Origin of the sequence: Photobacterium sp. MCCC 1A19761, from assembly GCF_037389125.1 — a bacterium.
Lineage (GTDB): Bacteria > Pseudomonadota > Gammaproteobacteria > Enterobacterales > Vibrionaceae > Photobacterium.
On sequence record NZ_JAZGTF010000002.1, the window covers coordinates 405,304 to 424,123 of the forward strand.

At 52.7% G+C, this 18,820-nt stretch carries 17 protein-coding genes; 13 read left to right on the forward strand and 4 right to left on the reverse strand.

Translation table 11 applies throughout. The annotated features are described in order from the left end of the window. Positions 1–269: 269 nt before the first annotated feature. Positions 270–2,291, reverse strand: coding sequence for an excinuclease ABC subunit UvrB (gene uvrB, locus VV869_RS04490; RefSeq protein WP_337733776.1), 2,022 nt, complete (start codon positions 2,289–2,291; stop codon positions 270–272). Positions 2,292–3,245: 954 nt separating this feature from the next. Here uvrB and rsxA point away from each other — a divergent pair. The 8 genes from rsxA to gloA all read left to right on the forward strand — a co-directional run bounded on the left by rsxA (position 3,246) and on the right by gloA (position 10,560). Continuing rightward, the gene (rsxA, locus tag VV869_RS04495) at positions 3,246–3,827 is read left to right on the forward strand and encodes an electron transport complex subunit RsxA (protein ID WP_337733777.1); all 582 of its coding nucleotides are present in this window, start codon (positions 3,246–3,248) and stop codon (positions 3,825–3,827) included. Between the two features lies 1 nt (position 3,828). Continuing rightward, positions 3,829–4,410 (forward strand): electron transport complex subunit RsxB, encoded by a 582-nt coding sequence (gene rsxB / locus VV869_RS04500; protein ID WP_337733778.1) that lies wholly within the window; start codon positions 3,829–3,831, stop codon positions 4,408–4,410. A 2-nt stretch (positions 4,411–4,412) separates the two neighbouring features. Further along, on the forward strand, positions 4,413–6,953 hold the full coding sequence (gene rsxC / locus VV869_RS04505) for an electron transport complex subunit RsxC (protein WP_337733779.1): 2,541 nt from the start codon (positions 4,413–4,415) through the stop codon (positions 6,951–6,953). A 2-nt stretch (positions 6,954–6,955) separates the two neighbouring features. Beyond that, on the forward strand, positions 6,956–8,005 hold the full coding sequence (gene rsxD, locus VV869_RS04510; protein WP_337733780.1) for an electron transport complex subunit RsxD: 1,050 nt from the start codon (positions 6,956–6,958) through the stop codon (positions 8,003–8,005). A gap of 8 nt (positions 8,006–8,013) precedes the next feature. Next, positions 8,014–8,649 carry an electron transport complex subunit RsxG gene (gene rsxG, locus VV869_RS04515; RefSeq protein ID WP_337733781.1) on the forward strand — a complete coding sequence of 212 codons (636 nt, stop codon included), beginning with the start codon at positions 8,014–8,016 and terminating at the stop codon, positions 8,647–8,649. Then, positions 8,646–9,344, forward strand: coding sequence for an electron transport complex subunit E (locus VV869_RS04520; protein WP_337733782.1), 699 nt, complete (start codon positions 8,646–8,648; stop codon positions 9,342–9,344). The genes rsxG and VV869_RS04520 overlap by 4 nt, the downstream gene beginning before the upstream one ends. Before the next feature lie 131 nt (positions 9,345–9,475). Further along, positions 9,476–10,117 carry an endonuclease III gene (gene nth / locus VV869_RS04525; RefSeq protein WP_261600425.1) on the forward strand — a complete coding sequence of 214 codons (642 nt, stop codon included), beginning with the start codon at positions 9,476–9,478 and terminating at the stop codon, positions 10,115–10,117. 50 nt (positions 10,118–10,167) lie between these two features. Then, positions 10,168–10,560: a lactoylglutathione lyase gene (gloA, locus tag VV869_RS04530; protein WP_337733783.1), complete on the forward strand. Its 393-nt coding sequence runs from the start codon at positions 10,168–10,170 to the stop codon at positions 10,558–10,560. 120 nt (positions 10,561–10,680) lie between these two features. Here the strand turns inward: gloA and VV869_RS04535 are convergent, their stop codons facing one another. Next, positions 10,681–11,037 carry a hypothetical protein gene (locus VV869_RS04535; protein ID WP_337733784.1) on the reverse strand — a complete coding sequence of 119 codons (357 nt, stop codon included), beginning with the start codon at positions 11,035–11,037 and terminating at the stop codon, positions 10,681–10,683. A 229-nt stretch (positions 11,038–11,266) separates the two neighbouring features. Between VV869_RS04535 and VV869_RS04540 the strand changes: the two genes are divergently transcribed. Next, the gene (locus tag VV869_RS04540; RefSeq protein ID WP_337733785.1) at positions 11,267–11,878 is read left to right on the forward strand and encodes a superoxide dismutase; all 612 of its coding nucleotides are present in this window, start codon (positions 11,267–11,269) and stop codon (positions 11,876–11,878) included. Positions 11,879–11,898: 20 nt separating this feature from the next. Then, entirely contained in the window at positions 11,899–12,342 is a 444-nt protein-coding gene (locus VV869_RS04545; protein ID WP_337733786.1) for a DUF2753 domain-containing protein, read from the forward strand. A gap of 92 nt (positions 12,343–12,434) precedes the next feature. Here the strand turns inward: VV869_RS04545 and VV869_RS04550 are convergent, their stop codons facing one another. Both VV869_RS04550 and motY read right to left on the reverse strand, forming a co-directional pair. After that, the gene (locus VV869_RS04550) at positions 12,435–12,809 is read right to left on the reverse strand and encodes a hypothetical protein (protein WP_337733787.1); all 375 of its coding nucleotides are present in this window, start codon (positions 12,807–12,809) and stop codon (positions 12,435–12,437) included. 99 nt (positions 12,810–12,908) lie between these two features. Continuing rightward, a complete protein-coding gene (gene motY, locus VV869_RS04555; RefSeq protein WP_337733788.1) occupies positions 12,909–13,793 on the reverse strand; it encodes a flagellar protein MotY in 885 nt (294 codons plus the stop codon). Between the two features lie 232 nt (positions 13,794–14,025). On the opposite strand from motY, the gene rnt reads away from it, so the two are divergent. The 3 genes from rnt to VV869_RS04570 all read left to right on the forward strand — a co-directional run bounded on the left by rnt (position 14,026) and on the right by VV869_RS04570 (position 18,812). Then, positions 14,026–14,691, forward strand: a complete 666-nt coding sequence (gene rnt, locus VV869_RS04560; protein WP_261600432.1) for a ribonuclease T — start codon at positions 14,026–14,028, stop codon at positions 14,689–14,691. Between the two features lie 434 nt (positions 14,692–15,125). Further along, entirely contained in the window at positions 15,126–16,382 is a 1,257-nt protein-coding gene (locus VV869_RS04565) for an outer membrane protein transport protein (RefSeq protein WP_337733789.1), read from the forward strand. 45 nt (positions 16,383–16,427) lie between these two features. Then, positions 16,428–18,812 carry a VolA/Pla-1 family phospholipase gene (locus VV869_RS04570; protein WP_337733790.1) on the forward strand — a complete coding sequence of 795 codons (2,385 nt, stop codon included), beginning with the start codon at positions 16,428–16,430 and terminating at the stop codon, positions 18,810–18,812. The last annotated feature ends 8 nt before the right edge of the window (positions 18,813–18,820 follow it).

Sequence of the window (18,820 nt, forward strand, 5' to 3'; positions counted from 1 at the left end):
TTGCATAATGATTTGCAAATTGCAAAAAAAACACACCAAATTCGCAACTGCTGTCCACAAAATGCTCCGTGAAAGCCATAAGAAAGTACAATGAGGCATGACAAAAAAGTTGGCACGCAGCCTGCATTATCTATTTCGACTCTTTCCTGAGAGTCAACCTAGCCAACTGACGTTGTTTGTGGAATTTTTTCACTTAAACAATGATGCCAACCGAAGTAATTGCGGTTGGCTTTTTTTTATCTAAAGTTCAGGGGCAAGCGTCACGCAAGTTAACTATTGACGATAAACTGCTCACGCATGGTCTGGATTTTATCCCGAACTTCCGCGGCCTTCTCAAACTCCAGGTTCTGCGCCAAATCATACATTTCAGACTCGAGCTTCTGAATTTCCAGCTCCAGTTGTTGCGGTGAAAGCGTGGTATAGACCCCTTTCTTCTCCGCGACCTGATGCAACTGCGCCGCTTTGTTGGTTCGACGCTTGCCCGGTTGACCCAGCTCCAGAATGTCCGCCACCGCTTTATTGAGTGCCTGCGGCACAATGCCGCGTTCTTCATTATACGCTCGCTGTTTTTCACGACGCCGATCGGTTTCATTGATCGCCCGCTCCATCGAGCCGGTGATCCGGTCTGCATAGAGGATTGCCTTCCCTTCCAGGTTTCGCGCCGCCCGGCCAATTGTCTGGATCAGCGACCGCTCCGAGCGCAGGAAGCCTTCTTTGTCGGCATCGAGAATGGCCACCAGGGATACTTCCGGCATATCCAACCCTTCTCGCAACAGGTTGATCCCCACCAGCACATCAAATTCACCCAAGCGCAAGTCCCGGATGATTTCGACCCGCTCGACCGTATCGATGTCCGAGTGCAGATATCGCACTTTCACCCCGTGTTCGTCGAGGTATTCCGTCAAATCCTCGGCCATGCGTTTGGTCAGGGTGGTCACCAACACCCGCTCTCCCTTGGCTTCACGAATGCGGATCTCCGAGAGCAAATCATCAACCTGCGTTGCCACCGGACGCACTTCAATTTCCGGATCCAGCAAGCCGGTTGGTCGCACCACCTGCTCGGCAATTTCCCCGCCGGATTTCTCGACTTCGTAATTGCCCGGTGTCGCTGAGACGTATAAGGTTTGCGGTGCCAGTGCTTCAAACTCTTCGAACTTCAGCGGCCGGTTATCCAGTGCCGACGGCAAACGAAATCCGTATTCCACCAAATTTTCTTTCCGCGAGCGATCGCCCCGGTACATGGCCCCGATCTGAGACACGGTGACGTGGGACTCGTCAATAATCAGCAGCCCGTCCGGCGGCAGGTAATCAAACAGGGTCGGTGGCGGCTCGCCTTCCGCCCGACCGCTGAGGTAACGGGAGTAGTTTTCAATCCCGGAGCAAAATCCGAGCTCATTCATCATTTCGATATCAAACTGCGTCCGCTGGGCAATCCGCTGCTCTTCCACCAGCTTGTTATTGTCCATCAGTTGTTTGCGGCGACTCGCCAGCTCGACTTTGATGTGATCCACCGCTTCGAGGATCCGCTCACGCGGAGTCACGTAGTGCGTTTTCGGATAAATGGTCGCCCGTGGGATATCTTTTTGCAAAATCGCCCCGGTGAGCGGGTCGAACATACTGATACAATCAACTTCCTCGTCGAACAGCTCAATCCGAACCGCATCTTTTTCCGATTCCGCCGGGAAGATATCAATGACTTCCCCACGAACCCGGAAGGTGCCGCGCTCAAACGCCAAATCATTGCGGGTATATTGCAGTTCCGCCAACCGTCGCAGAATATCGCGTTGATCCAGCAGATCACCACGGCGGACGTGCAACATCATTTTCAGGTAAGAATCCGGATCCCCCAGGCCGTAAATCGCCGACACCGACGCAATGATAATCACGTCCCGACGCTCCATCAGCGCTTTGGTGGCAGACAGGCGCATTTGCTCGATATGGGCGTTCACCGAGGCATCTTTCTCGATGAAGGTGTCTGTGGTTGGTACGTAAGCTTCCGGCTGGTAATAGTCATAGTAAGAAACGAAGTACTCAACCGCATTGTTCGGAAAGAACTCTTTCATCTCCCCGTAAAGCTGCGCCGCCAACGTTTTATTCGGCGCCAATATCAAGGTCGGGCGGTTCGCCTGCGCAATGACGTTGGCGACGGTAAAGGTTTTACCTGAGCCGGTCACACCCAGCAGGGTCTGATGCGCCAAGCCGGCATCCAGTCCTTCCAGCAACTGATTGATTGCCGTCGGCTGATCGCCGGAAGGCGAAAAGCGGGAAGACAGTTCGAACACTTTGTCCATGCGTAATTTCCGTCAATATTCAGAAGGGAACACTCTGTGATCCTTCATTGTGCTACCCTCTCGACACATGTCAATAAGCGCTCCGATTTCTTCTCTCACCCCGGCGCACCCACTCGGGCATCTTCCCTGTCCACAGAGGGCATCTGAAAAAAAGCCAAAAAACGCCAGACCAGGGATTGATCCAATCTTGTGATAAGCGTATTATCACCGCCCACGAACACGATCATCCGGTTCGGCTATACTTCAAAGCTGTTTTTCAGCACTCAAAATATCCCTTTTCCCAATTTTTTGTATCCGGGATCATCCACAGCTTTTCCATACCTTGATGAAAATCAATTCACAATGACTCAGGTCCATACCAAAAATTAAAGCATTTACTCTAACTGATTCATATCCATTGCGAAATTGCTGCTTATCTCACCAGATAACAACCGTTTAGTCACCCAACCCCATATAGAGCAATTATTCACCATATCGGAACATTCCTGCCCGCGTTGTAGTTTTCCAAGCAGACATCAACATAGTTATCCACAGTTTTCGTGGATAACTTCATAGAAGCCTTGCAATCACAGGCCTCGATAAAATCAAGAAATTTTTTCCAGCAATTTCGAAATTCTGTTTTGCACCGCAAAATTCGCAACGACACGAGAACACTGCTAAGTGGTTCCTGCTGACTTGAAACATGCACAACACCAGACACATCACCAGCAAGCTCATTGTCAGCGAATCACCTGCCAATGAGCTTGCTGCCCATCTTGTTTCCATGACGTTTCACTGCCGAATTACACAAATGAGAATCATTATCATAAAATGTATCCCTTTCGCAGCGCAAAAGTCCTTGCATTGATTGGTGAAAAGCACATCAAACTTAAAAAACCCTGCTTCAGAGGAGTTGTTATAGGGTACACAAAGGAAGATAATATACGGATCTCTAGCATTGATAATTAAGACGGTATGACTGAATACCTACTACTCCTCATAGGGACAGTGTTGGTCAACAACTTCGTCCTGGTGAAGTTTTTAGGCCTCTGCCCGTTTATGGGTGTGTCTAAAAAACTGGAAACTGCAATCGGCATGGGTCTGGCAACCACGTTTGTCCTGACCCTGGCTTCTGTCTGCGCCTACCTGGTTGAAGCCTATATTCTTGAACCGCTGGGTATTCAGTACCTGCGTACCCTCAGCTTTATTCTGGTCATCGCAGTGGTCGTGCAATTTACCGAAATGGTCGTCCATAAGACCAGCCCGACCCTGTACCGCCTGCTGGGGATCTTCCTGCCGCTGATTACCACCAACTGTGCGGTATTGGGGGTTGCGCTATTGAATATAAATGAGCGCCATAATTTCATTGAATCCGTAATTTACGGATTTGGTGCGGCCGTTGGTTTCTCCCTGGTTCTGGTCCTCTTCGCATCGATGCGCGAGCGAATCGCCGCTGCTGATGTCCCAACCCCTTTTAAAGGCGCCTCCATCGCGATGATCACCGCTGGCCTGATGTCTCTGGCCTTCCTCGGCTTTACTGGATTGGTGAAATTGTAAGATGAGTGGAATTTTAATTGCTGTCATTGCGATCGCAGTGCTTGCTGCGATTTTTGGGTTAGTTCTGGGCTTTGCCTCCATTCGCTTCAAGGTCGAAGCCGATCCGATCGTCGAGCAGATTGATGCCATTTTGCCGCAAACCCAGTGTGGCCAATGCGGCTACCCGGGTTGCCGCCCTTACGCCGAAGCCATCGCCAATGGCGACGACATCAACAAGTGTCCGCCGGGCGGTCAGCAGACCATAGAAAAACTGGCCGACCTAATGGGCGTTGACGTTCAGGAGTCTGCTCACGATGAAGAGAAAGGCCTGAAGAAAGTTGCCTTTATTCACGAAGATATGTGTATCGGCTGTACCAAGTGTATTCAGGCCTGTCCGGTCGACGCCATTGTCGGCGGCACCAAGGCACTGCATACCGTCATTAAAGACGAATGTACCGGCTGTGATCTGTGTGTTGCACCTTGCCCAACCGACTGTATCGAGATGGTGCCGGTTGAATCGACGCCCGAAAGCTGGAAGTGGGATCTCGACCAAATCCCAGTGGTCAATATTCCAACGGATGCAACAGTCAACAAGGTAAGGTAACCATGCTGTCAATTATCGAACAAATTAAACAAGGCCAGCTATGGGACTTTCCGGGGGGCATTCATCCGCCGGAGCAGAAAACCCTGTCGAATCGCACCCCAATTGCTAAAGCCGAGCTGCCGCCCAAACTGATCCTGCCTTTGAAGCAGCATCTGGGCGCAATCGGTGATGTCCTGGTCTCGGTCGGCGACACCGTCAAAAAAGGTCAAATGCTGACCCATACCGATGTCGCGTTGAGCGTGCCGATCCACGCCCCGACCTCGGGTACCGTGATCGCCATCGAACAACATACCATCGCCCACCCTTCCGGCCTCTCCGATCGCTGTATCGTGATTGAGCCCGATGGGCAAGAGACCTGGATTGCCAAAACACCCGTCGCGAATTACCACGATGCCACACCGGCTGATCTGATTGATCATATCCGCCTTCATGGCATTGCCGGGATGGGCGGCGCTGGCTTCCCGGCCGGCCGCAAACTCCAGAGCGGGCTGGGTAAAACCGATATTCTGATTATCAATGCGGCCGAGTGTGAGCCTTATATTACCGCCGATGATCGCCTGATGCAGGACTGTGCCCAGGAAGTGATCGAGGGGATCCGGATCCTGCAGCATATCCTGCAACCTAAGCTTACCGTGATTGGGATTGAAGATAACAAGCCGGAAGCCATCACAGCGCTGCAACACCAGCTCGCCGAGCATGATCAGATCGTGATCCGGGTGATCCCGACCAAGTATCCCTCTGGTGGCGAAAAGCAGTTGATCAAAGTGCTGACCGGGAAAGAAGTACCGTCCAAGGGCATCCCGGCAGACATTGGCATTATGATGCATAACGTGGGGACCACCCATGCGATCAAGCGCGCCGTCATTGATGGCGAGCCCTTAATCCAACGCGTCGTCACTGTGACCGGGCAAACCGTCAAGCAACCGGGCAATACCTGGGCACTCCTGGGAACCCCGGTGCAATTTCTGCTTGAACGCTTCGGTTTTCAGGCCGATAAAAAACTATCGCGTGTGATCATGGGCGGCCCGATGATGGGCTTCACCCTGCCACACACCGCCGTGCCGGTGACCAAAATCTCCAACTGTATCTTGGCGCCGACACGCAAAGAAATCTCGCCGGCAAATCATGAAATGGCTTGTATTCGCTGCACGGCTTGTGCAGAAGCCTGCCCGGTTTCCCTGCTACCGCAGCAACTGCAGTGGTATGCCAAGGATGAAGATTTCGAAAAATGTGAAGAATACAACCTGTTTGACTGCATTGAGTGCGGGGCGTGTGCTTACGTCTGCCCGAGTGAAATTCCGCTGGTGCACTATTACCGCCAGGCCAAAGCTGAAATTCGTCACCGCAAACAGGATGAAATCAATGCCGAACGCGCGAAACTGCGCTTTGAAGCAAAGAACGCCCGTTTAGAGCGTGATAAGCAAGAGCGCGAGAATCGCTTTAAGAAAGCGGCCGACGACCGACGCAAAGAGATGAAATCTACGGGCGGTGATGATGCCGTCGCAGCGGCCATTGCCCGAGTGAAGGCCAAGCAAGAAGCTGCTGCGACCGACGCAACCGCAGAGAAAAAGCCGGCGGTTGCCGCGGCGATTGCTCGTGCCAAAGCCAAGCAGGCCGAAGCCCAGGCCGCGCAATCCGACAACACCGAAGCATTACCGGATAACACCGAAATGGCCAAATTGCGCGAAGAGCGCAAACGTCAGGCCCGTGAGCGAAAAGCCGAGAAACAAGCTGCTGAAACAACCAAGCCAGATTCAGAAGCGCCAGTCAACTCAGGCGATGCCAAGAAAGACGCCGTCGCTGCTGCGATTGCCCGTGCCAAAGCCCGTAAAGCGGCGCAGCAAAACAATGTAGACCAGACTGAAACGTCTGAAGCGGATCCGAAGAAAGCCGCCGTTGCCGCAGCCATTGCCCGTGCCAAAGCCCGCAAGGCAACCCAGCAGGCTGAATCTGCAACGCCTGAAAAAGCTGAAATTGAACAGGCGGATACCGAGCCAGCCGACGCGCCTGCAGAGGATCCGAAAAAAGCCGCCGTTGCTGCTGCCATTGCCCGCGCCAAAGCCCGCAAAGCAGCTCAGCAGGCTGAATCTGCTGCGCCTGAAAAAGCTGATACGGAGCAGGCGGATACCGAGCCAGCCGACGCGCCTGCAGCAGATCCGAAGAAAGCCGCTGTTGCTGCTGCCATTGCCCGCGCCAAAGCCCGTAAAGCTGCCCAACAGGCCGAATCTGCAGCGTCAGAAAAACCTGACACGGAGCAGGCGGATGCTGAGCCAGCCGACGCGCCTGCAGAAGATCCGAAGAAAGCCGCGGTTGCTGCTGCCATTGCGCGCGCCAAAGCCCGCAAAGCTGCCCAACAGGCTGAATCTGCAACGCCTGAAAAAGCTGACACGGAACAGGCAGATGCTGAGCAAGCCGACACGCCTGCAGAGGATCCGAAAAAAGCCGCTGTTGCCGCTGCCATTGCCCGCGCCAAAGCCCGCAAGGCAGCCAAAGAAGCCGAACAGGCCGGAAAAGATGCACCACAGAATCATGAGGAAAACTAATCGTGGCTTTTAACATTGCCAGTTCACCGCATACCCATAGTCGCCGCAGTACCCGTGACATTATGCGGACAGTCATTCTTTGCACGGCTTTGGGTGTTGCCGCCCAATGGTTTTTCTTTGGCTGGGGTGTCCTGCTCCAGGTCTTGCTCGCGTCACTGGTCGCGGTTGGCGCTGAAACGGCCATCCTCAAGCTACGCCGCCGTCCCATCATGCCTTACCTGCGAGACAACAGTGCCCTGCTGACCGGGGTATTGCTCGGCATTTCGATTCCGCCGTTGTCTCCCTGGTGGCTGACCGTGATTGGTGTAGTCTTTGCGATTGTGATCGCCAAGCATTTATACGGTGGGCTGGGACAAAACCTGTTTAACCCGGCGATGGTGGCCTATGTCGTGCTGCTGATCTCCTTCCCGGTCCAGATGACAACCTGGTTACCGCCATCTTCGTTGATCGCGCACCCCGTCACACTGCCCGACAGTGTTCTCGCGATTTTCACCGGCTTCACCCAGGATGGATTCAGCATTCACCAACTGCGGATGTCGATTGATGGTGTGACGATGGCCACCCCACTGGATACACTGAAAACGTCCCTGACCACAGGTCACACGACCACGGAAATTCTGACCGGCCCGGAGTTCGGCACCATTGCAGGTGTAGGCTGGGAGTGGGTTAATCTGGGTTTCCTGATCGGCGGGTTGGTGATGCTCAAAATGCGCATCATCCAATGGCACATTCCGGCCGGCATGCTGGGCGCACTGTTTGTCGCCAGTACCCTGGCCTTTATCGTTCACCCGGACGGGACAGCATCTCCGATCATGCACTTGTTCTCAGGCGCGACGATGCTGGGGGCATTTTTCATCGCCACCGATCCAGTCTCTGCTTCCACCACTCCCAAGGGGCGGATCATCTTCGGTGCGCTGATTGGTCTGCTGGTGTTTTTCATCCGTACCTGGGGCGGCTATCCGGATGGCGTCGCGTTTGCGGTCCTGTTGGCTAATATGTGCGTTCCCCTGATCGACTACTACACCCGTCCCCGGACTTACGGCCACTCATAGGAGTCAGCATGCTCAAGGCAATGAAAAAAAACAGCGGCGTGCTGGCCACGTTCGCTTTACTCTCTACCCTTCTGGTCTCGCTGACTTACTTGCTCACGGCGGACCGGATTCAGGCCCAGCAACAAAAAGATTTGTTGAAAGTACTGAACCAGGTGATCCCGGCCGACAGCCATGATAACGAGTTGTCCCAAAGCTGTACGCTGATCTCCAGCGCGCAATATTTAGGCACTGCCGAGCCGATGCCAGCTTACCTAGCGACAAAGGACGGTGAAATTTCCGGCGTGGCCATCGAAGCCATCGCACCCGACGGTTACAATGGTGCGATTAAACTGATTGTCGGCCTCGACAAGGCAGGGGCGGTCACGGGTGTCCGGGTGCTGAACCATAATGAAACACCGGGACTGGGCGATAAAATTGATACCCAAATCTCGGACTGGATTGATAGTTTTACCGGCAAAAAACTGCAAGGTGAGAAGGATCCGAACTGGGCTGTGCGCAAAGATGGCGGCAACTTCGATCAGTTTACCGGGGCGACCATTACTCCCCGAGCTGTTGTCGGCGCGGTGAAGCACGTTTCCCTGTATTACCAACGCCACCAGCAGCAACTGTTTAATCAACCGCTGAACTGCCAGGATAAAGCATGAGTACGAATAAAGAACTGATGAAAAATGGCCTGTGGCACAATAACCCGGCCATCGTTCAACTGCTGGGCCTTTGTCCCTTGCTGGCCGTCTCGGCGACCGTGACCAATGCGCTGGGCCTGGGGCTGGCCTCGACCATGGTGCTGATCGGCTCGAACCTGATCGTCTCACTGGTCCGGCAGTGGATCCCATCCGAAGTCCGGATCCCGGTGTTTGTAATGATCATCGCCGCACTGGTAACGTGTGTACAATTACTGATGAACGCCTTCACCTATGGCCTGTACCAGTCACTCGGGATCTTCATCCCGCTGATTGTGACCAACTGTATCATCATCGGCCGGGCCGAGTCGTTTGCCTCTAAAAATGCCCCGCTGCCGGCGGTACTGGATGGATTGTGGATGGGCATGGGCCTGACCTCGGCGCTGGTCGTCCTGGGGGCAATGCGTGAAGTTCTGGGGAACGGAACCCTGTTTGATGGCGCGGATCGCCTGCTGGGAGATTGGGCTGCGGTGCTGCGCATCGAAATCTTCAGCTTTGACAGCAACTTCCTGCTGGCGATGTTACCACCCGGCGCCTTTATCGGGGTCGGTTTTATCATCGCGCTGAAAAATGTCATCGATAAACAACGCGAGAAGAAATCCGCCGCAGCGGAAACGAAGCCACAAATCGAGCGAGTGCGGATCACTTCGGCAAATTAAAACCGATACACGTTCAACCATCATATGAAAGTAACCCGTTGCTTGCTGTTTCAGCCGTCCGGAACGGCCCTGGCCCTACACCAGGACAAAACAGGCAGCGGGTATCCGCCGCGAGGCGTCAGGAAGTTAACATGAACAATGAAAAACGCGTTCAAATCCTTGAACGCCTGAGAGCAGAGAACCCGCATCCGGAAACGGAACTGAACTGGAGCACACCTTTTGAGTTGCTCATCGCCGTCTTGTTGTCCGCGCAGGCCACCGATGTCAGCGTCAACAAAGCCACAGACAAGCTCTACCCGGTGGCCAATACCCCGCAAGCCATGTACGACTTAGGCGTTGACGGCATTAAGGAATATATCAAGACCATCGGTCTGTTTAACTCCAAAGCCGAAAATGTCATCAAGACCTGTAAAATTTTGCTGGAGCAGCATGGCGGTGAAGTACCGGAGAACCGCGAAGCGCTGGAAGCCCTTCCGGGCGTCGGCCGGAAAACTGCCAATGTCGTCCTCAATACGGCCTTTGGCTGGCCGACCATTGCCGTCGATACGCATATTTTCCGGGTCTCCAACCGCACCAAGTTTGCCATGGGTAAAAATGTGGATCAGGTGGAGCAAAAACTGCTGAAGGTCGTCCCGAAAGAATTCAAGGTCGATGTCCATCACTGGCTGATCCTACACGGCCGCTATACCTGCGTTGCCCGCAAACCACGCTGCGGCAGCTGCATTATTGAAGATCTTTGTGAGTACAAAGACAAAGTCTATCCGGACGAGTGATCGCAGATCGCTCGCCAAACACAACAAATCACTACCCGATTGGAGGGACTATGGCTAACGGACGCATTCTTCACACCATGTTACGTGTCGGCGATCTGGATCGTGCAATTGAGTTCTACACCGACGTCATGGGCATGAAGCTGCTTCGCAAACACGATAACGAAGCCTACAAATACACCCTGGCCTTTGTCGGCTACAGTGATGAATCAGAAGGGGCGGTCATCGAACTGACCTACAACTGGGGAACCACCGAGTACGAGATGGGAACGGCTTTTGGCCACATCGCCATCGGTGTGGAAGACATCTACGCCACTTGTGATGCGATTAAAGCTGCCGGCGGAAATATCACGCGTGAACCGGGCCCGGTCAAAGGCGGCACAACCCACATCGCCTTTGTGAAGGATCCGGATGGCTATCAAATTGAGCTGATCCAACGCGGGTAATCCCCCCGCCCGATAACGTCAGTCAAGAAAAAGCCGGACGGTGAATCCAGTCCGCCTTTTTCATGAATCCAGCTTGTTCGTGAGCACAGCTAGGCGCACGAGACCGATCCATACAGTGCGTTATTCATCATTCACTGGACTGAAGTATTCCGTCACCGTCGCCCGAAACTCGTTGTCCTGGGTCGGATCATTAAATTCAATGGAATAGTACGGCATCTCACGCTCTTTCAACTTTTCGGCAATCAGTAATTCCAGATTCTCAACACTCACCGTGCTGGACACTTCATAGGTATCGGCGCGATTCAGCCCCATCTCTTCTGCCTGTTCTTCGGTGATCAACTGTGATGACACTTGCTCCGACAACTTCGCTTCAACCTGCGCCGCATCACTGCTGACAATTGTATCTTCATCCGCGAACGCAACCCCGGCACCGAGCGTCAGTACCCACAGAAAATTTACCCACAGAAGCTTTTTCATAACCACCGCCTTGTTATTATTGGCTATGCCCAACAGTCTTAGCTATACCCACCGACTTCGCATGGAAACCGTCTTCACGTAAAAGCCTTGGTGAGGCATAACTTACTTTAGCTCGTTTCAGCGTGACCTCTGCTCCAGAAATAAGAATTCAAATTAGTCGTACAAAACTCATGGTTGATAATGATATTGATTCTCATTAATATCATTAAAAAACCAAGAGAGAACGATCATGTCATTTACATTTCCGGACCTTCCATACGCGTACACCGCGCTGGAACCCTATATCGATGCAAAAACGATGGAGATCCACCACAGTCGCCACCATAAAACTTATTATGATAAGTTCATGACGGCGATTGCCGGGACCGAGCTGGAGCAATGCTCCCTGCATGATATTTTTGCCCGGGTCTCCCACTTACCCCCTGCCGTGCGCAACCACGGTGGCGGCTATTTCAACCACAATCTGTACTGGCAATGCATGTCACCCGATGGCGGCGGCCAGCCCGGCGGCTTGCTTGCCGAAGCAATCAACTGCCATTTCGGCAGTTTTGACGACTTCAAAGAAGCATTTTCCGAATTAGCAGCCACCCATTTCGGCTCGGGCTTTATCTGGCTGTCCGTCAATGAAGGTCGGCTGGAGATTTCATCGACCAGCAACCAGGACAATCCACTGATGGATGTTGTCGCACAACGTGGCGAGCCGATTCTCGCATTGGATGTCTGGGAGCATGCTTATTACATCAGCTACCAGAACAAGCGTCCGGAATATATTGATGCCTGGTGGCATGTGGTCGACTGGCAGCAGATTGAATTGCATTATCTTGAGGCATTGCAAGGGTAATCAGGAAGGAAAAGAGGCATATGGACGTATCACGCTGGGAGCGACATACCTTACTGGCAACGGAGGCGGAAAGAGATCAACGGCCTATGATGTCCGTGATCCACTATCAACTGGCCCTGGCTGAGTCTCAGCAACTTGAGCCGATCCACGGCACCCGTGACGAGTTGGAAGATTTACTGACAATTAAAGTGATTTCCTGCCACAACCTTGCCGGGTTCTGGCGCCGGGCCGGAGACAACGAGTATGAGCTCAAATATCTCCAGTTGGCTTCCGAGCAAGTGATGGCACTGATCCCCCAGTGCCCGCGCAAGACGTGTGATGCGTTTATCGACAGCCTAGGCTGCTGCCGTTCGGCACTGATTGAGTTTTTGAAACGTCACCCGAATCCGGCAGTGGCCAAGCAAGTCGAGCATATCAACCTCAGCAACCAGTGTGAGCTCATCGCCAAATTCCGGTTACACTAGGCCAAGAGTCCGTCACAGAAACAACACAGCGAGCCGCTGACATGGCTCGCTGTGATCTTCGGTTTAACACCAGGCCGCATTGTCGATATCAGCTATTTCTGCCTGGCCCCATATTCAGTTACCAGCGCCTGATAGATGTCCCGGTCGCGTTGGGGCATAAAATAGACCACAGCGAAGTGCGAACTACTCCCCTGTGCGAGGCGGTGTCGAATGCGCGCATCCAACGCCTCCAGCCCCGAAGTGTCTTCAACGAAGTAAAAACCCTGTGGCTGCAAACCCATTGATGCCGCTTGAGCACGGCTGACTTGCTGTGCTATACCTTGTTGTGCTATGCCTTGCTGTATATGTATCACGCCTTGCTGTGCCGCGCCTTGCGAAAGCTGGCCATTGTTACCCAGCGCCATCGCTGACCCACTACAGCACAAAACCAGCGCAACCGCATAATACCACGCCCACCCTTTCATCATCGCCTATCCTCTTGCCACATCCGCTTCCTTTGAATGTAGCGTGGTAACAGATAAGCAATGCCCCAGTCCTGAGACATTCGAGGGACTGATGCCGTGACGTTAGATAATGGTACGCCCCAAAGAGATCACCACCCGGCGGTTTTTATTGCGGCCAATCGGCGTTTCATTATCAGCAATCGGACGCCGCTTACCGTAAGCCTCCACCTGAATCCTGTTTTTCGGCAGTCCCATTTCCATAAAATAGGTTTCCAGCTTCTTAGCCCGGCGCTCAGACAACGCCTGATTCACATTTTTACCGCCTTGGGAGTCGGTGTAAGTCGCCACCAGCACCAGATCAACATCATCGCTGTAGCGGACAAAATCAGCAATCTGCGCCAGACGCTGCCGCGAGGCTTTATTTAGCTCATCGCTGTCTTTGTCGTAATGCAGCACGGTAAATGCAATGTCTTCAAAGCTGTAAGGTAACAGGTTGTCCAGGCACTGACTGAACTGCTGATAGGTCGTCTGAAAAGACACCGCAGACAAGCCCACTTCAATACGCTTATCCCGATGCTGCCAGTCCGGATAGCTCAGGGTTGGATAACGCCCGCTTTCCAGCTCGGCCAACATCGCCCAGGCCATCTGGCCGCCGATGTAGCCATCAAACTGCTTGAAAAACGTAATCTTGGTGATGGGCTCAGCAGCATCGCCCGGCATCCAACGCGGAGGCATCGACACTAAGCTGACATTCCGGGTTTCCCCCATCGGTCGACGCATTTTCAGCTCAAAATCGAGGTTGATTTTCTTGCTCGCCCTGGAAATGAACTGCGCCTCACCGTAATTGGGGATCGCGTGCAGCATCCGGCACTCCAGCGGCGTATCCACAGCCACCTTCCAACTGGACTGAGCCGGCGTGGCCACATATTGTTTGACGGCCCAGGCCGGGGCGCACCACAGCGCGCCCAAAAGGGCAGCCAGACAGAAGGACGTTGTGTTGTTAACCATGTTTCCGTTATCCGCTCAATCACAGTGCTGACTATTGTATCGGATCCTTGCGAAAAATCTTTATCCTGCCGGTGAAAATCCCCATAGGTGGCCATACTCCGGCGGACACGCCAAGCCATTCAATTGTTTAGACAAAGCCGCAGAGACACCGGAATTAGGTTTAGCTCCGAACCTGAATCTGACATAATGCCCCCTTTATTTTTCGAGCCGACTACAGACCAACCGCCCTGTTATGAGCCAAGACAACGAATTGAACACCCTGAAAAGTCGCTTTCGCGGCTACTTCCCTGTCGTCATTGACGTCGAAACCGCAGGCTTTAATGCCCAAACAGACGCATTGCTTGAGATCTGCGCGGTCACTTTGCAGATGGATGAAGACGGTTGGTTAAAACCAGCAACAACCCTGCATTATCATGTCGCTCCTTTTGAAGGTGCCGTGATCCACAAAGAAGCGCTGGAGTTTAACGGGATCCGTGATCCGTTCAGCCCGCTCCGGGGCGCCGTCTCTGAAGCAGAAGCGCTGAAAGAGATCTACAAGCAAATTCGCAAAGAGCAGAAAGCAACCGGTTGTTCCCGTGCCATTATGGTGGCGCACAACGCCAACTTTGATCACAGCTTCGTAATGGCCGCGTCTGAGCGGGCTAAATTAAAGCGAAATCCGTTCCATCCGTTTGCGACCTTCGACACGGCCGCACTCAGTGGCGTAGCCCTCGGCCAGACCGTTCTGGCCAAAGCCTGTGCGACGGCCGGTATTCCATTTGATAACCGAGAAGCGCACTCCGCCCTCTACGATACCGAGCGGACCGCTGAGTTATTTTGTGAGATTGTTAACAAATGGAAGAAATTAGGCGGCTGGCCGATTATGGCCTCTCAAACAGAAGAAAATAGCACGTCTTAAAAATCAAACATCCGCAAACTCATCAGACCTCTTACAAGCCCAGTGCTACTGGGCTTTTAGAGTTCACTTTTCAAACAATCGACCAATTTAAAACACGCGTTTTAAACACAATCCAATTGAATATTCATTAATTAGCCATTTTTAACAAAAACAACGTGTTACAATGGGTTAACATTTCACCTTTTCCTCCTTATACTGCCAAGTACTGTTTCATACTCTGTCAGATTGATTCGGTCACGGGTGCAAAAAGCAGCTTAACAGGTCAATGTTACCTCTATATCACATCCTGATTTCAGGTTGACCTGCCTGCAATATCGCCTTCGGCACACCCGCGCTGAATTCACTGAGGTTCGATGAAACCGTCACTCATCAAGTTTTTTATCCTTCACGGAATGAAGAACAAGAAGCAAAGCATCAGAGAGGCAAAAATTATAATGTCCAAAAAAATCTCATTGACAGCCGTTGCCGTCACCGCTGCACTATTCTCCCTGAATACTCAGGCAGCCGGTTTCCAGGTCAACGAACACTCCGCATCTGGTCTCGGTCGGGCCTTTGCCGGTGAAACTGCGATTGCCGATAATGCGTCCGTATTGGCCCGCAACCCTGCTGCCATGGCGCGTTTTGAGCGCGCCGAAGTATCCGGCAGCTTGTCATTCATCGACCCATCCATCGACATTGCTTCTAAAGGCAGCCACGACGCCCCGGTTCAAACCTATGAAGATGTCGCACCGTTTGCCATCGTTCCGGCAGGTTTCTTTATTCAGCCAATTAACGACCAGTTCGCCTGGGGTGTCGGCGTATTCGCGAACTACGGCTTTGCAACCGAATATCCCGATGGTGCTTTTTTCGGGGCGCTCGCCGGGAAAACCGATCTGATCACCGTCAACTTTAACCCGAACGTCTCCTGGCGCATTAACGACAACTTCAGCATCGGCGCTGGTGTCTCTCTGGTCTATGCTGATGCCGTCCTCACGCGTCATCAAGGTAGTCTGAATATGGCGAACCCAGGTCAAGATCTCCTGAAACTTGAAGGCGATACCTGGGAGTGGGGCTGGAATGTCGGTGCCCTGTGGGAACTCAACGATAATCACCGCTTTGGCCTGAGCTACCGCTCCCAGGTGGATCTTGAGTTTGCCGGTGACTTTACCGATTACAGCGGCAAAGTAGTCGCCGGTTCCAGCATTGCCAGTCCGAAGAAAGTGGGCGGTGACTTGACGGTTGTCCTGCCGGCCATTGCCGAGTTTGGCGGCTTCCACCAGCTGAACAACCAGTGGGCCCTTCACTACGGCGTGCAATGGACCCAGTGGAGCAAGTTCGAAGAGCTGAAGGCAACCAGCAATGACTGTAAAAACGGCGTCTGCCTGCTGAAAGAAGAAGAGTTCGACGATAACTTCCGCTACTCCATCGGTGCAACCTATACCCTCAGCCAGGCCTGGATCCTGCGCGCCGGTTTTGCCTTTGATGAACAAGCAGGCAAATCCACCCTGAGTATTCCGGATACCGACCGTTACTGGTATTCCGCTGGTTTAACTTACAACTACAGCAACGATATGACCTTTGATTTCGGCCTGACCTACCTCTACGGCCAGAGTAGCGATTTCAACGAGAAATACGTCGACGACCGTGAATATGCGTTCAGTGGTGAGAATGATGCGATTCTGAGTGCCGCTCAGATAAATTACCGTTTCTAAGCCCAATCAAGCCAGTAAGAACAAGAATTTAACAAGGAATACCTCATGAATAAGAAACTCCTGGCGCTCCTGATCGGTGCCAACCTCGCGCTTTACGGCTGTGATGACACCAAAATTTCCGGTGAGCCGACGGTTAATCCTGCGATTGAACGCAGCCTGCAGGCAGAAACGAAGATTGCATTTGATTTGTTGGCCGAAGAGCCTGCACTCATCCTGCCGACCTTTATCGTCATGGACAGCACCGACGGTACTCTGGGTTTAGAAAGCAGCAGTGAAACCGGCTCGTTAATGGATCCGAAAGTGGCCATGGGTAAAACCGATGGCTGGAGCACCACACAACCGATCTCTATCTCTTTTACCGGGGCAGAGCTTAACCCGAACACCGCCGCCAGCGCATTTTTCCTGATTAAGTCCGACAGTCCGACGACAACTAAGTCTATTTCTGCCAAGCAAGTTCTCTCCCAAGCTGATGGCGATTTCGTCGTCAGTGTTCAGGGCGATACCCTGAATGTCATTCTGATCAAACCGCTGGATCCGAAATCAGACTACATGTTTGCCTTAACGGACGATTTGAAAGATAAAAACGGCAACAGCGTCGGGATGTCGCAGTCTTACGCTTATCTGAAGGCAGATACCCCACCGCCAAGCCAGAAGCTGGACAAAGCGCAAGCCTACACTCATCAAATCGAAGCTGCCTTTGCTGCCCAGGGCATTGATAAAGACAAGATCATCTACTCCAGCTGGTTTACCACCGCATCCGTCGGGGATGTCCTGTTTGCAACCAAAGGTGCGATAGCATCAGCACTTGATGCTATCAGCAAAGGTGGTAGCGCCAATGCCGTGTGGCAAGGCAGTGCCAACCCGAACAATGTTGATACCACCGATCTGTTTACCCTGAACATCACTCCTACGCCTCTTATCGATAACCTCGGTGGCAAAGGTCTGACAGCATACGAAGGTACCGTCAAGCTCCCATATTTTCTGGAAACTTCGGTGACCGGTGAGGCATGGAAAAAGACCCCCTGGCAAAGCGGCATGCCAAGCCTGGCCAAGATCTCAAATGTCCTGAATAACGGTACTGATGCTGATAAAGCTGCGGTAATGACCAAGCTGACCGAGTGGGGAATCACTTCGGAAGATCTGGCGAAAGTCAGCTCCGATCAGGCAACCCAGCTGAAGGTGATGACCGCTCTCATCGGCAAAACCTTGTACCTGGCCGACGGCACCCAGTTAGATCCTGCGCGTGAGATCACCCGCTACAGCCCGATCCCACAGCTGAAATCTGTAGAAGAGATCAACTACCTGCTGGTGATGCCGAATCTGACCAAGTGTGCCGATGTTCTAACCGGCGTGCCAGTGAGTATTTATCAGCATGGCATCACCAGCTATAAAGAGACGCTGCTGGCCCTGGCGCCTGAGGCCATCAATGACCAATGTCAGGCAATGATTGCTATTGACCATCCGCTGCATGGTGAGCGAGCCCTGTCTGACGGGACCGTTACCGACGGCTTACATCCAGATGTGTTCATGAACCTCTCCTACCTGACCGTCGGCCGTGACAACTTCCGCCAATCCGTCGCTGATGCCATGGGCCTGCGTGCTGCGCTGGGATTGATTTTTGCACGTAACAAGGCTGGCGATCCAACGGTAGGTGAACAACTCGATAAGCTCTCGCCTGTGAATGGCACCAGTGTCGGCGTGGGTTATGTGGGCCATTCGCTCGGCGCCATGACAGGCATCGGTTATACCGCGACCATCAACAAGCCAATCGCGGATGAAACTACTGAACAGGCGATGTTTAAAGTCAACCGCGCTCAATTCGCTAACCCAGGCGCCGGTATTCCGTATCTGCTGATGAACTCCGAACGCTTTGGTGGCGTAGTCAAAGACAAGCTGCTTACTGCTGCCAGCGAGAAGTACGTTGCATATAAAGCCAAAGCCTGTCCAGAGGGTAATGTCGATGGCCCGACCTGCTTCAGTAATTTCTACGCCATGCTGGGCGAGTCAGATAAAGCGAAAGTGAACAGTGACTTGAGTTCCTTTGCCTATGCCGCGCAAACGGTGCTGGATACCGTCGATCCAATGAACCACATCGGCAGCGTGCTGACAACAACACCGTCTTACCTGACCATGGTTCTGGGTGATAAGGTGATTCCAAACGGACTGGATGCCACGCAAAATTCGCCATACTCACCATTTGGCGGCACTCTGCCACTCATCTATAGCGGTTATAACCAGACCACCACGACAGTCAATGATGCTCAACGTGATGCAGTGATCTTTAACAGCGGCTCACATAGTTCTTTGCTTCTCGAAACTGCCAGCAAAGAAGTCAATGACGAAATGCAATTACAAACCCACAGCTTTATTTCTGCTGGCAATGTTGAGGTTACTGATAATTCAGTGCTAACCACACTACCAACGCCATAAGGCAAGAT